Below are 16,831 nucleotides of genomic sequence, written 5' to 3'. Positions count from 1 at the left end.
CTGCCAGGCAAGGCGCCAATCGAAAGCGAACGCAGGTGTGCGAAACTTTTCCAGTTTATCGGCGAAACCGGGCTTGCGTCCCCGGAAGGGACGGGCTATTTCCCCCGCCTCGCCGAAAGGCAATGCGCGCCCGTAGCTCAGCTGGATAGAGCATCAGACTACGAATCTGAGGGTCGGACGTTCGAATCGTTCCGGGCGCGCCATTTTCTCCAAGAAAATCAATGACTTATCGGGGTTCGGCGCTAGCGCCCCCGACTAATTTTGCGTTTTAGTCGGGGCTTTAGTCGGGGGATTTTCTCGGCTTCGGGGCCTGCCCTTGCAAACCGGGTGGGGTTCGGCCTTGGAATGGGGTCTCCAAACTGTTGGAGTGACCGCTTGTCAGCACTCCGGGACGGCCCGCATGCCCAAGATGACCGACCCGGCAGATGCTCTGGTGTCCCTCCAGCACGTCCTCCCCCTCGGTGGCGTGCCAATTCAGCGCTGCGATCTCGACCGAGATCTCTATGTGGTGATGGACGAGCCTGCCCCGCATGTCGTTCGGATGACATATGTCCGCCTTGAGGGCGCGATCATTACGGCGATGGTCTCCGCCGCCAGCTGCGGGTTCATTGACGGTCGTCCAGGCTTCCAGCTCGGCTACGCCGTGCCACCGGCCTATCGTGGCCAAGGGCGAGCCAAGGACGTGGTCCAGGCGGCGATCAGGGAGATGGCCAATGGCTATGGTCGCGCAGGCATTCTACCGATCATCGTCGAAGCGGTCGTCGGCGTCGAAAACGAAGCCTCCAGACGGGTGGCCGCTGCCGTCCTGAAGTCCGATGCCGAGTTGATCACCGACGCTGTTTCGGGCTTGCCGGCGTATCGGTTCGTTCACCGGATTGCGTGATTGCGGACTTGGGCCGTTCAAGCGAGTGGGCGGTTAAGGCGATCCTGATCCCCTGGCGCCTGTTGCTTGGGAGCCCAGTCCAGAAACGTCACCGCGCCGGCCTTCTTAAAATCCTTGGCGTGCTGTTTGACCTGGGTCAGCGTGACGACATGGCGTTTCAGAACCTTGGGCCAGAGATTGCCCCACATCGCCGCGCCCGGCGCTGGTGGCACAAGGGCGTGTAGAAGTTGACCCGCCAAGCGCGCTTCGTCTGCAAGGAACGCAGCCGACGGGTCAGGCGCCATTTCGCTGAATGACCCAAACATCTCAGTCTGGTCCCTCGCGGCCGCTGCCACATTCAACTTCGTGACGCCACGGATCAGGTCCTGTTGTTGGAGGGCCTTGACCTGACAGCCCCTAAAGACCTCGATGCCCTTCGGTTTCCGGGTAGCATACACTAGGCAGTAGAGCGGACGGTCTTTCAGCGGCCGCAGGACAGTGGTTTCGGCGACGTATGGATACCGACCGAGTTGGCCAAGCGTGGCAGCGAAGGCGTCAACGAGCACGGTCTTCCGATGTTCGGCTTCGGTTACGCCGGCTGGCCGGGGCTCAATCAGCCGGTCGCGCCAAGTTGGATCGATTATCAACTCATCCAGACTGGCGGCGACGCCGGGGGCCTGAATCGACGCCGCGCGGTTGATGAAGTCGAACATGAAATTGAAAACGACCTCGGTGTTCGGTCGCCTGAGGAGTTCTGCGATCCGCCTCATGTCGATCCGCCAGCCTTTTGGATCAATGAAAAGGAAGGCAAAGGCTCGCGAAGGGATGTCGCGCAGAATCGTCGGGGCCTGGTCGATGAACGATCCCGGATAGGTTTTGATCTCCACCTCGGGGAAGTTCGCCGTAGCGGCCCGAAGGTTGGCGTAGGCGGCGGGGTTCTTCTCGACGAGGTAGGCCGTCATGCGGACATTTCGCCCGTGGGCACGCCAGCTAGCCTTGGCCTTGGTGAGCGCTTTCAGAGCGATACCGAACGACGTGTCGCTGAAATGCTCGTCGGAGTTCTGCCAAGGGCCGGAAAAGCCGTCGACATAGGCGACCTCGTCCCATGTGCTGGCGACCTTATGGGCCCAGCTCTCCAGGTACTCGCTGAGCAGGAAGTGTTTCACATAGGCCTGCTCACGACCCTGGTAGTGCTTCAGCTCTCCGATCACGGTGATCTCGACCCTAGAGGTCGCCAGCGCGCGACCAGACACCCACCATTGCAAAGCGCGTATCAGTGGTCGAGAAATTCTATCGAAGGTGGAGCTGGGGACGACCGCGACTGTCACAGCGCAAGGCGATCCTTGTCCCCTGAAGCGTGACTGAAGCAATCATGGTTAACGTGATGTTTGCTTCTTGGAGTTGACTGTCCGCCCGACGAAACGCCTCCCGGGCGCGAAGGAAGAGTTGAGCCATGGCCGAAACCCAGATCGAGTGGACCGACGCCACCTGGAATCCGGTGGCCGGCTGCTCCATCGTCACCGCAGGCTGCACCAACTGCTACGCCATGCAGATGGCGCGCCGCCTCGAAGCCATGGGCGTGCCCAAATACGAGGGCCTCACCCGCAAGAGCGGCAAGCGCGCGATCTGGAACGGAGTGGTGCGGGAAGATCGCACCGCGCTCTCCATCCCCTACAGCTGGCGCAAGCCCAGGAAGATCTTCGTCAACTCGATGAGCGACCTCTTCCACGACGACGTCAGCGAGGCGTTCATCGTCGATGTCTGGCGGGTGATGCGGGAGACCCCGCACCACAACTACCAAATCCTCACCAAGCGTCCCGAACGCATGGCTGAAGTGGTCACGCGCGCTATTCCCGACATTCTGCCCAACGTCTGGCTGGGCACCAGCGTCGAGAACGCTGATGTCGTCGGCCGGATCGACCATCTGCGCGCTGTGCCCGCCGCAATCCGCTTCATCTCGTTCGAGCCGCTGATCGGGCCGGTCGGGGACGTCGATCTCACCGATATCCATTGGGCGATCGTTGGCGGAGAAAGCGGTTTGAACGCCCGCCCGATCCGCGAAGACTGGATCGACGAGATATACGCGCAATGCGATACCTTCAGCACAGCTTTCTTCTTTAAGCAGTGGGGCACTTGGGGCAAGGATAACAAGAAGCGTTCCAAGAAGGCCAACGGGCGCGAGTACCGCGGCCGGACCTGGAACGAGATGCCCGCGACCTTGGACATCTAGCCGGGGCCGCGCCAAGGGGGAGCGGGGATTGGTCGAAAAGGCGTATGACTGGGCGGCTGGCGCGGTGCTCGACGAGCACAGCCACCGCAAGCACAAGATTCTACGCGAATACTTTTTTCAGTACCTGACCGTGCGCTGCGTGAACCCTCAGCAGAGCAAGTTCCGTCTTGCGGTCGTGGACGGGTTTTCCGGTGGTGGGCGCTACGCCTGCGGCGCCGCCGGTTCGCCGATCATCTTTATCGAGGAGCTGCAGCGCGCCCTCGATGCGGTCAACACGCGCCGCGCCGTCCAAGGGCTCGGGACGATAGAGATCGAGTGTCTCCTGATCTTCAACGACGCCAAGCCCGACGTCACGGAGATGCTGAAAACCTACTGTGCGCCTTTGCTGGCTGCGGTGAAGGATACCTGCCCCAAGCTGCACCTGAGCGTGGCTTATTTCAGCCAACCGTTCGAGGACGCCTACCCGGCGATAAGGGACCTCTTGGCAGGGCGCTTTCAAAACGTCCTGTGGAACCTCGACCAGTGCGGTCACAAGCGCGTCGCGTTCACCACGCTCAGCGAAATCATGCGGTCCACCAAGTCCGTGGAGGTCTTCTACACCTTCGCGATCGACACCTTGCTGACCTTCCTGAGCCGCACTGATCCAGGCCTGATGAAGCGGCAGGTCCGACACCTGGGCGTCGATCCCGCCGATTTGCGCGCCATCGATGGCATTGTCAGCAATGAAGCTTGGCTGGGCGCGGCCGAGCGTATCGTCTTCGAGTCGTTCCACACCACCGCGCCCTATGTCAGCCCCTTCTCGATCGCCAACCCCAAGGGCTGGCGCTATTGGCTCATCCACTTCGCCAACAACTATCGGGCCCGCCAAGTCTATAACGACGTCCTGCACGAGAACGGCGCGCAGGCGCATTTCGGCCTGCCCGGCCTCGACATGCTGGCCTACGATCCGGCCAAGGAAGGTATGATCTACCTGTTCGAGGACGAACATCGCGGCAAGGCTCGCGAGAAGCTGATCTACGACATCCCTAAACTCGTTGCGGGCGTGGGCGACGCTATGCTCGTGGGGGACTTCTACGCAGCGGCGTACAGCGCCACGCCGGCCCACAAGGACGACATCCACAGCGCTATGCTCGACAGCGAGGATTTGCAGGTCGTAACGCCGGCCGGCGGTGTGCGCCGCCGGGGCAAGCAGATCGTTCCAGGCGACACCCTGAAGTTCAAAACCCAGCGCTCGTTCTTCTCTATGTTCGGCGAAAAGCCGATACGCTGATCGCCCGCGGCGCTCGGCGCATTTCTTGTGCGCTAGCTCCCTTCGGGTTAGGGTGCGTGCAGGCTCTCGGTAGGAGCCCGCCGCCCGTCAGCGCGAAGCCTCACCTGGCACTACCTAGATTGATCCCTGACCCTGATCGTTTTGTTCGGGCTCTCGGGGCGGTTGACGGGCGACGCTTCGTTTCGGGCCAGGAGCACAACGATGACCGGTCTTCAGACCTCTACTTTCACCCCCACCACCCTCGACGGCATCAAGCGGCTGGCCAAGCGCATCCGCGCACAGCAGGGCTTGCAGCACGCTCGCGCCCTCGACCAGGCCGCCGTCCAATCCGGATTCAACAACTGGATCGACGCCACGCGACGCCTCCCAGTCCGTCCGCCGTCGGCGGGTCCGCGCAAGCCGCTCGCCCAACCCGGCTACGAGGTGCGGATCACGATCGGCTGGCGTGATCGCGAAGCGCGGCAGACGGGCGTTGAGTCCCTCAGCGTGCGCTTGAGCCGCCCTCTGCTGGAGGCCGTCAGCCCGAGCCAAATGCGCATCGCCGATCGCCTCGGCCACCTGCGCATCATCGGCGACAACCACTTGGCCGCCCGCGATCTGGGCCACTCCCAACAGGCCGCGCGCTGGGCCATCTGCCAGGCGCTGCGCACCTTGCAGTTCATCGACGTCACGGGCCTGCGCCCCTCCACCAGCCGCTATCGCGCCTATCCCAACGGGGCCTATCGCGCCGAGGCGCCGGGCGTGGATCACCCCACCACCTGGTACGACCCCAAGGCCAAGGCCTATCTGATTGCCGACGAGCCCTACCCGATGTCGGACAGCAGGCTGCAAGAGCGGGCGGCGTGGGCTGACGAACACGGCTTCATCATCGCTAAGGCTGATCGTTGGGGGATGTACCGGCCGGATGGCGGTGTCGAGTTCTACCTGATCACCGATGGCCGCAAGGGCTACGATCCCTCGCCGCTGATCGCCGCCGTCAACGCCTTGGGCGCGCCGATCAGCGAGGCACCCTGGTCGGGCACGTCGTCGGCCTTCGACGCCGCCATGCTCCAGCCTCAACGTAGCACTTAGTTTCTGCTCTCGCCGGAGGCGGCGAGCCTTCTTGGTGGCGCCGTCGCCGGCTAGCCGGAGGCGGCGTCTTCTTGCGCGGCAGCGTTGACGATGGTTTCCACGGCCTTGATCAGCGAAAGCAGCTCCTCGCCCTGGAACTCCGACCACGCCAGAGAAACAGCCAGACTCTGCTGCTCGAAGTCCAGCGTTTGCGCCACCGCTGGGGTCAGAAGCTCGCGGCTGTAGAGGGTGGAGTGCTGCTGGCCCATCGGCTTGACCAGACCCTTGAAGATCTCCGGACGATCGGCGGCGGCCTTATAAATCCTACGTCGCAACTCCGCTTCCAGCGGTCCCAACACCAAGATTACATGCACTCGCCCAGTGGTCGGATTGACCTTGATCTCGAACATCAGGCCCCGGCCGCTGCGCGTCCAGAGCGACCGGCTGCAGCGCGCCGCAGGGAGATCGCTGTCCCATCGGGCCGGCAGGAAGCGGAAGATGGTCATCGATGAGCGATCCTCGACCAGGCCCTCGATGCCCAGCACCCGCGACTTCAGGGCGTCGAGCAGGCCTTGCGGCGCGGGACGGACCTCGAAGACAAAGTCGAACGCCTCGCGATGGCGCTCGTAGAGCCGAAGCGCGAGGGTCTTGAGTTCTTCGTCGGGCACGACGTGTCTCCGCAGCATTTCGACGTAGTGGGACAGGATCAGCCGGGGTTCGGCGGCGACGCTGTCATGGCGCGAAAGGTCGTCCAGAACTTCGGCGAGCCGGCGGTAACTGAACGGCACATAGCCCTCGCAGTCCGGCTCGACGCGGTCGGGCGTCAAGAAGATCAGGAGGTGTTTTCGGGTGGGGAAGCGTCGCTGAAGGGTTTCCTTGTAGCGCTGCAGTTGGCCCTCGCCGGCGCCAGAGCCGACCTTGTTCTCGATCAGCACCATCAGATTCAACGAGGCGATCTCGATCAGCAGGTCGATATTCTCCCGCTCGCGATGAACGACCGCGTCGTCGAGGTCGGCGAGCGCCAGTTCCAGCGGGCGGATCGGCCTGAATTCAGGCGGAACCTCCTCCAAGATCGCGCGAAGCGTCTTTTCAAGCGCTAAGGGGCCAAGGCCATGAGCCCTCGCTGGCGTAAACAGGAAGCCCAGGAAATTGGAGTGGCGCAACTCGGCGCGAACACCGCCCATCGCCTCGAAGAGATTGAACCGCCCGAGCATCGCATCGAGGCGGTGAAACCCGTCATCGTCGACCAGATAATTGAGCGCGTTTTCGATTTCAGGATCAGGCAGCGCACGCCTCCCAAGCTTGGCCTAATGGACCTTAGCGGCTGAACGATCGCGGCTCTAGCTGCGGTCGAACCGCACCTTCTCGTCCCCGCTCATCGAGGCAGAAAAGCCAGCCGAGCGCCAAGCCGCCGTCTGTACGCCAGGCGTGGTGTGCCCGTCGGCGTTCGACCACCATTGCGGGCGCTGGGCGCTCTTGGGGAGCATGGCGCCGATCAGGCGCTCGATCTCGGAGAAGGTCAGTTCGACACGGCTCGCCTTCTGGCGGGCGAGGTAACGTCTGAGCGGTTCGTACTTGGCCATCGATGCACCTTGCGCACCAGGACCCCGTTCGCAAGATCGATCGGCCGCGGCGTCACCTGGGCGCAGGCGTTGCGGGCGAAGCGCCTGCGCTAGGTTATGAGGATGAAGGTCAAGGCGACCAAGAAGACCATCGCGCCGGCGACGCCCAAGGCCGCCGGCCAGGACAGGCTGACGCCGAGCTTGTCGGCGTGGATCCGCCGTCCCCGCGCGGCTTCGGCTGCCGCTAGCCGTTCACTGGTCGCGAGCATTGTCGCAGAGGTCTGATCAAGTCTGGTCTGTAGTTCTTCGGCGCGAAGGCGCGTCTGGCCGAGCGCTTCACGATCCTGCCGGCGACTATTGGCCTGGGTCACGCCGCGCGCAATCGCCAGGCCCAAGATTGATGGCGTGGCGAAGCAGTCGTCAGCGTGCTTGTCGATCAGGAACACGTCGTCCCCGTGTCCCTGGGCGCTGTAGAACGGTCGTCCAAGCCCAATCAGGGCCTGGGTCAGTCGCGGCGAATTGGCCGTCAGCTCAAGGCCGGCCCCGCCGCCGCGCGCAAGCGCCACCGCCTCGGCGCCGTCGGCGACAGCCTGTCGCGCGGCCTCGATGATCGAGGTTTCGTCGTCGAAACGGGCTCGGACGATCCGCGGACGCTGGATCAGGCCGGCCTCGGTGAAGGCCTGCTGAATATCGGCCTCGGCCTTTCCCGACACCAGAACCGTCAACCGGTCGGGAAGATAGGTGTCCAGGAAGTCCTCGAGCGGCAAGCGGTCGGCTCGAGCCGTCAGTTGCACCACCTCGCGATCGGCCGCGCCCGGCGACCAGGTCCCGGCCTTCTCGGCGATGAGTGTGACCTCGAACGCGCCGTTCCATCGATCACGACCAGCGGCCTTGGGCGGCTTTACCTCGAGACACGCCGACAGGATCACCGCCTCGCCTTCCGTAGGCGCGTTCATCGGATCGGTTTTGAAGCGGATCGACGCTGGTCCCAGCTGCAGGATTCCGTAGACATGCCGGGGCGCGCCGGTCGCGGGCCAGGCCCGGACGTCACGGGCGAAGCCCTTGATCAGAAAGACGCCGTGCTGACCGCTGACCTGCACCGAAGTCGATAGGATTTCGGGCGTGAGGATGGCTTGGGCCGCCATCGGGAACCGGTTGGTCATGTCATTCATCGACGCCACTCCGCTACCGCGCTCTACTCTAGCGGCTACTACGCATGGATGCGCGGGAGTAACCGAAGCGTGTCCAGACTTGGTTCGGATGGCGTTCACCCAACCGACCCGTAGACCCCCTGACGGGCCAGGTCGCGAAAACTCCTGGGACCTGGGGCGGCGAACTCACTTTTTTGCATGGCGGCCGCGCGGGGCGCGGCCGCGGGCTTGGGGGCGCTGCCCCCTGGCGCACTTCGCATCGGTTTCCGCCCAGCTTCGCGGGCGCGAGGGCGGCGAAAGGCGCGAGGACGGCGACGGCTGCAGCCGGGTCCCCGCGAAACCGCCGCTCCGTTTGCACCCCCCGGTCTCGCCGACGGGCAGGGGTCAGGCGCAACCCGCGCCTGCCCCCAACCCCCAACGGGAGACCTGTCATGTCAGTGTCCAGTCAAACCGCCCAAGACGCCGCCGACGACGTGATCGCCGCCAAGTACTTCGTCCTCACCGACACCGGCGCCGTCCGGTCCGGCGAGGAGCGCGTCTATCCCCTCAACAAGCTCAAGGCCTCGCCCGACAATGTCCGCAAAGGCGGCCATAGCCAGGAAGTCATCGAGGCGCGGGCCGCCTCGATCCTCACCAAGGGGATCATCCAGCCGCCGGTCGTCAAACCCGAGCGCCGCGCGGACGGCTCCGAGACCGGCTACGCCCTGGTCACGGCCGGGGAAGGTCGGCGTCTGGCCCTGCGCCTGCTGGCCAAGCGCAAGCTGATCCCGCGCGACGCCCTCGTGCGCTGTCTGGTGGACGAGGCCAACGACGCGGTGGAGGTCAGCCTCGACGAAAATATTTCCCGCGAGCCGCTGGCGCCCGCCGACGAGTTCGAGGCGTTCCGCGATCTGGCCGAGCGCAAGGGCTGGGGTGCCGAAGCCATCGCCGCGCGCTATGGCGTCACCGCCGCCGTCGTGCGCCAGCGCCTGCGACTGGCGGCGGTGGACCCGTCGCTGATCGCGCGTCACCGTGAGGGCGAGCTGACCCTCGATCAGCTGATGGCCTTCGCCGTCTCCGAGGACCACGCGCGCCAGCTCCAGGTCTTCGAGACCTACGCCCAAGCCCACCCGTCCGCTATTCGTCGGGCCATGACGGAGAAGACGGTGCAGGCCGACGACCGCCGCGTGCGCTTCATCGGCGTCGAGGCCTATGTCGCGGCGGGCGGGGCCGTCATCCGTGACCTCTTCACCGAGGATCGCGGTGGCTACCTGTCGGACGTGGCCCTGATCGACGAGCTGGTCGCCGCCAAGCTTTCGGACATCGCCCAGGACATCCAGACGGCCGAGGGCTGGAAGTGGGCGCAATGGCGCCTGGACTATCCGCACGGCCACGGGCTGCGCCGGGTGTGGCCCAAGCCCGTGCCGGTCAGCGATGAGCAGCAGGCCCAACGCGACGCCTACAACGTCCTCTGCGAGGAATGGGGCGGCGTTGAGGACCTGCCGACGGAGATCGAGGCGCGTCTTTCGGCGCTGGAAGCCCAATTGGAAGAGCCCGCCGAGGCCTACGCGGCCGAGGACCTCGCCCGCGCCGGGGTCTGGGTGATCCTTGGCTATGACGGCGAGCCGCGCATCGAGCGTGGCCTCGTCCTGCCCGAGGACGAGGTTGTCGCCGGCGCGCCGGACGAGGATGACGATGAAGCGGACGGCGAGGCAGAAGGCGATGATGCCGACGACGAGCCCGCACCGGTGAGCGAGGAGCCCGAGGGCGATGCGCGCGCGCCGCTGTCGGCCAAGCTCATCGCCGACCTGACCGCCCATCGGTCGGCGGGTCTGCGGTTGGCGCTGGCCAACGATCCGGACCTTGCCCTGATCGCCCTGACCCACGTCCTGGCGCTCTGCACGTTCCACGGCGTCGGCCGCGCTTCATGCCTGACGATCCAGGCGACCTCAACCTTCCTGCCCGAGCATGGCGAAGGCGTGAAGACCAACCCGGCCTACGAGGCCCTGGAGGCCCGGTTTGGCCAGTGGGCCAAGCACGTGCCCGAGGACCCGGCGGCGGTCTGGGACTTCATCGTCGGCCTCGACGCCGACAGTCGCGCCAGCCTGCTGGCCTTCTGCGTGGGGCGCACGGTCGATGCGGTCAAGGCTTTCGGCGGGCGCGGCGCGGCCCTGGCCCATGCCGAAGTCCTGGCCACGGCGGCGAGCCTCGACATGACGGCCTTCTGGCAGCCGACCGCCGAGCGCTACCTGTCTCGGGTCACCAAGGCACATGTGCTGGCGGCGACGAGCGAGGCCGTCTCGCCCGACACCGCCCAGCGTCTGTCGGGCCTGAAGAAGGTCGATCTGGTGGCGGCGACCGAGCCCGATCTGGTCAAGGCCCGCTGGCTTCCGGTGTTGCTGCGGACCAAGGCCCCGCCGCAGGCGCCGGGCGATGAGGTCTTGATCGCCGGGGCCGGTGATCCGGACGACGCCAGTGTCGCGCCGACCAAGACCGGGGAGCATCTGATCGCGGCCGAGTAGTCGTCCCTGGGGCCGGGCCGCCTTGCGCGGTCCGGCTTGGGCGCGCGCCAGAACCGCCGCCTTGCGACTGAAGGGAAGGGGATGCCCCGCCGCCACAGGCGGCGGGGCGCGAGGAGATCAGGTCTCGGCGTCGGGCTCGACGCGCGAGCGGGCCTCGCCCTTGCGGACCGCCGGAACGCAGTCCTCGCCTGATCCCGGTCACGGCGGGAGCAGGCGGGCGCGGATCGGGTCGGGAAAGCTCGGGCCGTCGAGGCTGACCGGCAGGAAAGCGACAGGCCTCCATGGGGCGTATTCAAGGGAGCGCGACAGCGGCGTTCTCGGAGTAGATGCGATGGACCGGTTGGTCCTTGGCCGGGTCGCCGTCGACCGTCCTGATGACGACCTCGGGGCGCGCGCGTCTTCGGCGCGGACGCCGCCGCCGCCATCCGACGCGGCCTGGAACGCGCCGAGGGCGAACCCCGGCACAGGCCTTTCCCTTCGGTCGGATCGCAACCGCTGCGGCCTCTCCTGGCTGCAACCGGACCGAGGCGGGGTCGTCGGGCAACCTTGGGGCCAGGGTTTCTTCCCCGGCGCCGTCTCCACCCGATGGGTTCCGGCGCGCCTTCCTCGCGAGGCAACAAACCCGCCCCTGGCGGTCCTCCGCTGCGCTGCGGGGCCGCCCTGCCTGTCGGCCGGGAGCGGCCTGCCGTCCTCGCCCATCCCCGGTCTTCGGCGCGCCATCGAGGCCGCGATGGTCGCGGCCCGAAGAAGCGAAAGGACTATCCCATGGCTCGCATCGGCACGTTCAAGGCCACGTCGGACGGCTTCGTCGGCTCCATCCGCAGCCTCAAGCTCTTCGTTCCCAAGGTCGTCTTCAAGGCGATCGACGGCGACCCGGCCAAGGACCAACCGGTCTATCGCATCTACTCGGAGGGCGCCGATATCGGCGCGGCCTGGAAATACACCTCCAAGAAGGGTGTCGATTTCCTGTCGGTCAGCCTCGACGACCCGAGCTTCCCCGACCCGATCAGCGCCCGCCTGTTCCCGTCCGAGGACGGCTTCGACCTCGTCTGGTCCCGTCCGGTTCGCAAGGGCGAGGCCCGCCCGAGCGCCGAGCCCGACGCCGAGGACTGATCTCGCCACGCCCCGCCGCCTGTGGCGGCGGGGCGTCCCCTTCCCGTCATTCGCAAGGAGGCGGCCATGACGCGCGCCCAAACCCCTTCGCGCCAGGACGGCGCGACCCGCCAAGACCTCTATTCGACCATCACCGATCAGATTCTCGCCGACCTCGCCAAGGGCGTGACGCCCTGGACCAAGCCCTGGACGAGCGGCCACGCCGCCGGTCCTGTCTCGAGGCCCCTACGCCACAGCTTCGAGCCCTACTCAGGCATCAACACCCTGGTGCTGTGGGGCGCGGCCGTCGAACGCGGCTACGCCGCCCCCATCTGGATGACCTTCCGTCAAGCCTTGGAACTGGGCGGAGCGGTGCGCAAGGGCGAGAAGGGGACCATGGTCGTCTACGCCAACCGCGTCACGCGCCAGGAGACCAACGACCAGGGCGAGGATGTCGAGCGGTCGATCCCGTTCCTGAAGGCCTATACGGTCTTCAACGTCGAGCAGATCGACGGGCTTGCGGATCGTTTCAAGGCCACGCCGCCGACCCTGCCGGAAAGCGAGCGCATCGCCCAGGCCGACGCCTTCCTGGCCGCCACCAAGGCTGAGGTCGTCCACGGCGGCGAGATGGCCTGCTACGATCTCGTCGCGGACCGCATCCGCCTGCCGGTGTTCGGGGCCTTCGCCACCCCTCACGACTACTACGCCACCCGAAGCCACGAGACCGTGCACTGGACGCGACACCCTTCGCGGCTCGACCGCGATCTTGGCCGCAAGACCTTCGGCGACGAAGGCTACGCCCGAGAGGAACTCGTGGCCGAGCTTGGCGCGGCCTTCCTCTGCGCCGAACTCGGCATTGATCTGGCGCCTCGACCCGATCACGCCGCCTATATCGGCGCATGGCTTGGCGTGCTGGGTGGCGACATGCGGGCGATCTTCACCGCCGCCGCCCATGCCCAGAAGGCCGTCGACTACCTGAAGGCCTTGTCTTCGGCAGGTTGACCCTGTGGCCGGCGGCCCCGCCGCCGGCCTATTGGGCCGTGCCCAGGGGTTCGGCGCGCGCTGCATGGTCGATGTCGCGATAACCGTGTCGCGTTAGGGGAACACGCTTGTCTTGGCGATGAGAAAGCGCTTCTCCCATGGCCGAACTTGAGGGCTCGCCGCCAACCGGCGGATGGGCCGTGGAGATGTCGTGACCGCGATCCCCGAAGCTAGAACACCGAACCTGGTCGACCTTCACGTCGGGGCGCGCGTGCGCATGCGCCGGAAGATGTTGGGCCTCAGCCAAGAGCACCTGGCCGACGCGCTCAAACTGACCTTCCAGCAAGTCCAAAAATACGAGCGCGGCGCCAACCGGGTGAGCGCATCGAAGCTCTATGAGATCGCCAGGGCGCTGCAGGCGCCCATCTCATTCTTCTTCGACGGGCTCGCCGACCCGGTGACGAGCGAGCGCGACGTCGTCGGCGCCGCCGCCGATCGTATCGTCACGGACTTTCTGAACATGCCCGAGGGGATGGAATTGGCCGAGACGTTCCCGAAGATCGGCCGGGCCCGCATCCGCCGGCAGGTTCTCGACCTCGTGCGCGCGATGGCCGATGAGGCCGTTTCGCCGAACGCCTCCTAGGCGCCGGGGGAGGCATTTCAGCCGCGGCGCGGGCGCTGTTCGTTCCGATATCTAGTTGGCATCGCCATATGGGCCAAGCCGCGAGCTTGCCCGCAAAGGCGGGTGCGAAGGTTAGACCTGTTGATCGTGGGGACCTCGTCTAGCCCAGCCAGACATGCCGCTCGGCTGCGTCTTGCCACGCCGCCATCAAGGCGATGCCCCGCCAGGTTTTCGCCAGGTCGAGGAATTCGGTCTGCAACTCACAGGTGGGACAGCTTTCGGCCTTGCGCTCCATCTCACACGCCATGGCGCGACACTCGTTCGAAGTTCGCATGATCATCTGCTCACCAGGGCCTGGCATAACTGCGCTCCATTACAGCCGGTGGATAGAGCTTCCGCAGAGCCATCTCACACGGCCCGCTGAAACGTGACGGTCACACCGTCGAAGAGTGATCTGTCCGGATTCTTGGCGTGGAATTGATCGCACGCGGCCCGGACCAAGGCGTTGACCTCGCCATAGCATCCCAGCTGCAGCCGGCAGTCCGCGAGCATGACCTGGCCTTCCGCGAAGGTGACGTGAACGATCACGGCAGGGTCTCCGTCATCGCCTGGGTCTTGTCGGCGGGCGGGTTCGGCGGCGTGTTGGTCACCCTGGCCCAAACCCCGTTCGGAGTGGCCGCGTCGAGCATGGACAGGATGGTCTCCGTCTGAACGATGCGATGCAGGGCGGCGATGATCTGCTGGGCGTGGAAAGGCTTGGCGATGAAGTCCGCGCCTTTGAGACCTTCCAGCGAAATGCGGGCCGCCGCCGCCGCTGAAACATAGATGATCGGAAGGCCCGGATAGGCGGAACGGGCATGACGCGCGACCTCGAAACCATCGGCGCCGTCGCCGAGATCGATGTCCGTCACCAGGGCCGCGAGGGGATCGTGCCGATCGATCACCGCCGCCGCCTCGGCAGCGCTACAGGCTTCGACCACGTCGAATCCACTCTCTCGAATAACTTCCGAATTTTCTAAGCTACACAACAGATCATCTTCGACATACAAGATGCAATCGCGGGCCATTTTCTGAATTCCTATGAGATAGGCAAACCCATAGGGTGAACAATTGTTTCAGGATCGCCTCGATTGCGGCTCGTAATAAATTCCTGATCCAGACATCATTACAACACTATTTGAAAGATAGCTTGTATTGGCGCGAGCCCCACGTGGGCGGAGGGGCGGGGGTATAGGGCCACCCACCCTTGGTGATGGCGCGATGGTGGCGGGCTGGCGGCCGAGGTGCAGCAGGTCCGGCTGACGATCACGCCGCAGTCCAAAGGACGGTGGCAGGTCCATGCCCGCTACATCGGTGACGGGCCTAACGGTTATGACCCGGCCATCCCGCACTGGCGCAGCAGCCTCGAAGAGGCCAAGCTTCGCGCGATCCTCGCCGTGGATGAGACGCTCGATCACGTCGAGAAGCTTAAGGCTGGCGTTTTCTGACACGGCTTGGCTCAGCGCCTGTCCACATCCGGAGCCTGATCGATGCCCAGCCGGTTCGCCGATATCCAGGCGCCGAAAGGCGAATTCCTGACGTTCACCGATGAGGAAGGAGACTATTCGGCCACCTACCGGCTGTCGGACGCGCGCGTCGAGGACGCCCAGGCCTATGGCGTCTCAGTCACCAAGGAAACGGCCCTGATCAGCCTGATCGAGGTCGAGGTCGCCGCCGACAAATTTACGGTCAGGCCGCACGGGACGCTGCCGGGGCGCGGGAACTTTCTGGGGCCCAAGTACAGCCGGATACGCGCCATCACCTTGGAAGGGTTCGGGCTGGCCGAGGTCTTCGAGCAGGACGGACCGGAGCCGGCGCTCGCCGGACTTCCCGCCGGCTTCATTCGTGATCCAGAGTATGGCCTGGGGCTGCTCAAGGACATCCGCTACATCATCGCGGCCGTCGAGAAGATACCCGAGGTCGACACGCTCGTGGTCAGCCGCACCCGAGGGTCGGGACTTTCGGGAAAGGATTACGTCCTGACCTATGGAGACTTCGAGGCCGTGCGCCTGGGGCTGGGGCGGATCCACAGCCAGGCCTTGGCGTCGGCGAGCACCGATAAGGTGGTTCTGGCGCACAATAGCCTGCTGACCGCCATCCTGCCCCAACGCTTCCCCGAGGCGCAGCGGCCCTACCGGAAGGACACCATCTTCAAGACGGTCGGGGGTTCGGTCGCGGCCGATCGCCTGTCGCCAGCCGACAAGATGGCGGCGATCAAGTTGGTCTCGGCGGCCAAGCAGGATCTGGCGGAACACGAACCGGCCGCCCTGATGGAGCTGCGGCGCGAGCTGGAGGTGGTCACGCTGGAAACGCTGATCGCGCGCATGACGACGATGATCGCCAAGCCGCTCAGCGAGGCCGATTGGCAGGCCTTTTTCCTTGAGCACCCCTTCGTGTTGAACCTAGCGTTCAGCCTGCCGATCGCCGTGATTGGCGAGCGGGTTTCCGTGGGCGGGCGAACCTTTTCCGGCGGCGGCGAGAAGATCGCCGACTTCATGGCGCGCAATGGGCTGACCGAGAACATCGCCCTGGTCGAGATCAAGAAGCCCGGGACGCGGCTCCTTGGCGCCGAGTATCGCGGCGGGGTGTTTCCGCCATCGCCTGAGTTGGCGGGCGCGGTGACGCAAGTTCTCGATCAACGCTACCAACTGGCGCTGAGCTTGCCGCTTTTGCAGTTCACCTCGCGTCAGACCGACCGTCAGGTCTATGCCGTGAAGTGCCTGGTCATCGCCGGCGCGCTTCCAGCAGACCCGGCTCAGCTGAAGTCGCTGGAGCTTTTCCGCAACGGCCTCAACGACGTGATCATCGTCACCTACGAGGAGCTTCTGGCCAAGCTGCGAGGCCTGCTTGAATTTCTTTCGCCGCCGACCGAGCCGGATGATCACGGCGAGGATGAGATCGAGCTTGCCGAGGATTAGCCTTGGACGCGACCGACGCGCGAAGGCGCCCCGAGCGGAAGACCGCACGGGCGAACGCCAGGCGCGTCGGTCAAGGCCGAGTGTCGCCGACTAGATCGCGGGAGGAGGAGATGACGGCGATGACAGTGACGTCTGAGACGTGGCCGGCGCGGTGATCGGCGGCGGCGCGCTCTGCGGCGTCATCGCCATGTTCGGTGCGTCCACCGAAAGGGTGAAGGCCGCTCCGCTGGCAAACGTGAAGGATAGGGCCGCCTTCTGCGCCTTGCTGAGCGGCTTGGCGATGGCAGGGAGCACGAAGAACACGACGCCGAGAACGAAGGCCAAGAAGGCGATGGCGTTGATGACGTCAGGCAGGTTGGTAGGGAGGGTCATAGGTGTAGAGGTCCTTATACATAGAGATTTCTCCTCGGTGACGCGTCGGGGTTCGACGCCGAGAGATAGGTTTTCGGGGAACAAGTCCGGCGAGCCGCGACTTGAAACGGGACTCTACAGTATATTGCTGCGCGTGTCAAGATTTTCGAAATAAAGATAAGTAGTGTTGTCGATCCAGGTG

General features: G+C 65.2%; 18 protein-coding genes and 1 tRNA gene. 11 read left to right on the top strand and 8 right to left on the bottom strand.

Translation table 11 applies throughout. The features are described from left to right. Positions 1-126 precede the first annotated feature (126 nt). A tRNA-Arg gene (locus AC1RRV_RS21730) sits at positions 127-203 on the top strand. Positions 204-400: 197 nt separating this feature from the next. Next, positions 401-883, top strand: coding sequence for a GNAT family N-acetyltransferase (locus AC1RRV_RS21725; RefSeq protein WP_492861736.1), 483 nt, complete (start codon positions 401-403; stop codon positions 881-883). 17 nt (positions 884-900) lie between these two features. On the opposite strand, the gene tcmP is transcribed toward AC1RRV_RS21725, so the two are convergent. Next, complete coding sequence (tcmP, locus tag AC1RRV_RS21720) at positions 901-2,073, bottom strand: three-Cys-motif partner protein TcmP (RefSeq protein ID WP_492861735.1); 1,173 nt, start codon at positions 2,071-2,073, stop codon at positions 901-903. Between the two features lie 242 nt (positions 2,074-2,315). Here tcmP and AC1RRV_RS21715 point away from each other — a divergent pair, with 242 nt between their 5' ends. The 3 genes from AC1RRV_RS21715 (at position 2,316) to AC1RRV_RS21705 (ending at position 5,433) form a co-directional block, all read left to right on the top strand. After that, positions 2,316-3,092, top strand: coding sequence for a DUF5131 family protein (locus AC1RRV_RS21715; protein ID WP_492861734.1), 777 nt, complete (start codon positions 2,316-2,318; stop codon positions 3,090-3,092). 28 nt (positions 3,093-3,120) lie between these two features. Further along, positions 3,121-4,362, top strand: coding sequence for a three-Cys-motif partner protein TcmP (locus AC1RRV_RS21710; RefSeq protein ID WP_492861733.1), 1,242 nt, complete (start codon positions 3,121-3,123; stop codon positions 4,360-4,362). A gap of 201 nt (positions 4,363-4,563) precedes the next feature. Then, positions 4,564-5,433 (top strand): hypothetical protein, encoded by an 870-nt coding sequence (locus AC1RRV_RS21705; protein WP_492861732.1) that lies wholly within the window; start codon positions 4,564-4,566, stop codon positions 5,431-5,433. Positions 5,434-5,483: 50 nt separating this feature from the next. Here AC1RRV_RS21705 and AC1RRV_RS21700 read toward each other — a convergent pair whose 3' ends face one another. The 3 genes from AC1RRV_RS21700 to AC1RRV_RS21690 form a co-directional block, all read right to left on the bottom strand. Further along, positions 5,484-6,626 carry a PDDEXK-like family protein gene (locus tag AC1RRV_RS21700; protein WP_492861731.1) on the bottom strand — a complete coding sequence of 381 codons (1,143 nt, stop codon included), beginning with the start codon at positions 6,624-6,626 and terminating at the stop codon, positions 5,484-5,486. 126 nt (positions 6,627-6,752) lie between these two features. Next, positions 6,753-6,995: a DUF7662 domain-containing protein gene (locus tag AC1RRV_RS21695; RefSeq protein WP_492861730.1), complete on the bottom strand. Its 243-nt coding sequence runs from the start codon at positions 6,993-6,995 to the stop codon at positions 6,753-6,755. An 89-nt stretch (positions 6,996-7,084) separates the two neighbouring features. Then, positions 7,085-8,137, bottom strand: a complete 1,053-nt coding sequence (locus AC1RRV_RS21690; RefSeq protein ID WP_492861729.1) for a hypothetical protein — start codon at positions 8,135-8,137, stop codon at positions 7,085-7,087. Between the two features lie 419 nt (positions 8,138-8,556). On the opposite strand from AC1RRV_RS21690, the gene AC1RRV_RS21685 reads away from it, so the two are divergent. The 4 genes from AC1RRV_RS21685 to AC1RRV_RS21670 all read left to right on the top strand — a co-directional run bounded on the left by AC1RRV_RS21685 (position 8,557) and on the right by AC1RRV_RS21670 (position 13,342). Continuing rightward, on the top strand, positions 8,557-10,626 hold the full coding sequence (locus AC1RRV_RS21685) for a ParB/RepB/Spo0J family partition protein (RefSeq protein WP_492861728.1): 2,070 nt from the start codon (positions 8,557-8,559) through the stop codon (positions 10,624-10,626). A gap of 765 nt (positions 10,627-11,391) precedes the next feature. After that, positions 11,392-11,739 (top strand): DUF736 domain-containing protein, encoded by a 348-nt coding sequence (locus tag AC1RRV_RS21680; RefSeq protein ID WP_492861727.1) that lies wholly within the window; start codon positions 11,392-11,394, stop codon positions 11,737-11,739. A 66-nt stretch (positions 11,740-11,805) separates the two neighbouring features. Next, positions 11,806-12,720, top strand: a complete 915-nt coding sequence (locus AC1RRV_RS21675) for an ArdC family protein (RefSeq protein ID WP_492861726.1) — start codon at positions 11,806-11,808, stop codon at positions 12,718-12,720. Between the two features lie 172 nt (positions 12,721-12,892). Beyond that, entirely contained in the window at positions 12,893-13,342 is a 450-nt protein-coding gene (locus AC1RRV_RS21670; protein WP_492861725.1) for a helix-turn-helix domain-containing protein, read from the top strand. A 139-nt stretch (positions 13,343-13,481) separates the two neighbouring features. Here the strand turns inward: AC1RRV_RS21670 and AC1RRV_RS21665 are convergent, their stop codons facing one another. The 3 genes from AC1RRV_RS21665 to AC1RRV_RS21655 form a co-directional block, all read right to left on the bottom strand. Next, on the bottom strand, positions 13,482-13,616 hold the full coding sequence (locus AC1RRV_RS21665) for a hypothetical protein (protein WP_492861724.1): 135 nt from the start codon (positions 13,614-13,616) through the stop codon (positions 13,482-13,484). A 113-nt stretch (positions 13,617-13,729) separates the two neighbouring features. Beyond that, positions 13,730-13,909: a hypothetical protein gene (locus tag AC1RRV_RS21660; RefSeq protein WP_492861723.1), complete on the bottom strand. Its 180-nt coding sequence runs from the start codon at positions 13,907-13,909 to the stop codon at positions 13,730-13,732. Continuing rightward, positions 13,906-14,388, bottom strand: coding sequence for a response regulator (locus AC1RRV_RS21655; RefSeq protein ID WP_492861722.1), 483 nt, complete (start codon positions 14,386-14,388; stop codon positions 13,906-13,908). The genes AC1RRV_RS21660 and AC1RRV_RS21655 overlap by 4 nt, the downstream gene beginning before the upstream one ends. A gap of 216 nt (positions 14,389-14,604) precedes the next feature. Between AC1RRV_RS21655 and AC1RRV_RS21650 the strand changes: the two genes are divergently transcribed. After that, on the top strand, positions 14,605-14,808 hold the full coding sequence (locus AC1RRV_RS21650; protein WP_492861721.1) for a hypothetical protein: 204 nt from the start codon (positions 14,605-14,607) through the stop codon (positions 14,806-14,808). A 42-nt stretch (positions 14,809-14,850) separates the two neighbouring features. Beyond that, on the top strand, positions 14,851-16,278 hold the full coding sequence (locus AC1RRV_RS21645) for a Shedu immune nuclease family protein (protein ID WP_492861720.1): 1,428 nt from the start codon (positions 14,851-14,853) through the stop codon (positions 16,276-16,278). A 90-nt stretch (positions 16,279-16,368) separates the two neighbouring features. On the opposite strand, the gene AC1RRV_RS21640 is transcribed toward AC1RRV_RS21645, so the two are convergent. After that, on the bottom strand, positions 16,369-16,734 hold the full coding sequence (locus tag AC1RRV_RS21640; protein ID WP_492861719.1) for a hypothetical protein: 366 nt from the start codon (positions 16,732-16,734) through the stop codon (positions 16,369-16,371). Positions 16,735-16,831 lie beyond the last annotated feature (97 nt).

This window comes from Caulobacter sp. GW821-FHT11E10 (assembly GCF_058808375.1).
This window is presented reverse-complemented; position numbering and strand designations above follow the sequence as displayed.

Coding starts and splice junctions, on each gene's coding strand:
- AC1RRV_RS21725 (WP_492861736.1), top strand. CDS start 401: ATGCCCAAGATGACCGACCCGGCAGATGCTCTGGTGTCCCTCCAGCAC.
- AC1RRV_RS21715 (WP_492861734.1), top strand. CDS start 2,316: ATGGCCGAAACCCAGATCGAGTGGACCGACGCCACCTGGAATCCGGTG.
- AC1RRV_RS21705 (WP_492861732.1), top strand. CDS start 4,564: ATGACCGGTCTTCAGACCTCTACTTTCACCCCCACCACCCTCGACGGC.
- AC1RRV_RS21700 (WP_492861731.1), bottom strand. CDS start 6,626: ATGCTCGGGCGGTTCAATCTCTTCGAGGCGATGGGCGGTGTTCGCGCC.
- AC1RRV_RS21695 (WP_492861730.1), bottom strand. CDS start 6,995: ATGGCCAAGTACGAACCGCTCAGACGTTACCTCGCCCGCCAGAAGGCG.
- AC1RRV_RS21690 (WP_492861729.1), bottom strand. CDS start 8,137: ATGACCAACCGGTTCCCGATGGCGGCCCAAGCCATCCTCACGCCCGAA.
- AC1RRV_RS21685 (WP_492861728.1), top strand. CDS start 8,557: ATGTCAGTGTCCAGTCAAACCGCCCAAGACGCCGCCGACGACGTGATC.
- AC1RRV_RS21680 (WP_492861727.1), top strand. CDS start 11,392: ATGGCTCGCATCGGCACGTTCAAGGCCACGTCGGACGGCTTCGTCGGC.
- AC1RRV_RS21675 (WP_492861726.1), top strand. CDS start 11,806: ATGACGCGCGCCCAAACCCCTTCGCGCCAGGACGGCGCGACCCGCCAA.
- AC1RRV_RS21670 (WP_492861725.1), top strand. CDS start 12,893: ATGGGCCGTGGAGATGTCGTGACCGCGATCCCCGAAGCTAGAACACCG.
- AC1RRV_RS21665 (WP_492861724.1), bottom strand. CDS start 13,616: ATGGAGCGCAAGGCCGAAAGCTGTCCCACCTGTGAGTTGCAGACCGAA.
- AC1RRV_RS21655 (WP_492861722.1), bottom strand. CDS start 14,388: ATGGCCCGCGATTGCATCTTGTATGTCGAAGATGATCTGTTGTGTAGC.
- AC1RRV_RS21645 (WP_492861720.1), top strand. CDS start 14,851: ATGCCCAGCCGGTTCGCCGATATCCAGGCGCCGAAAGGCGAATTCCTG.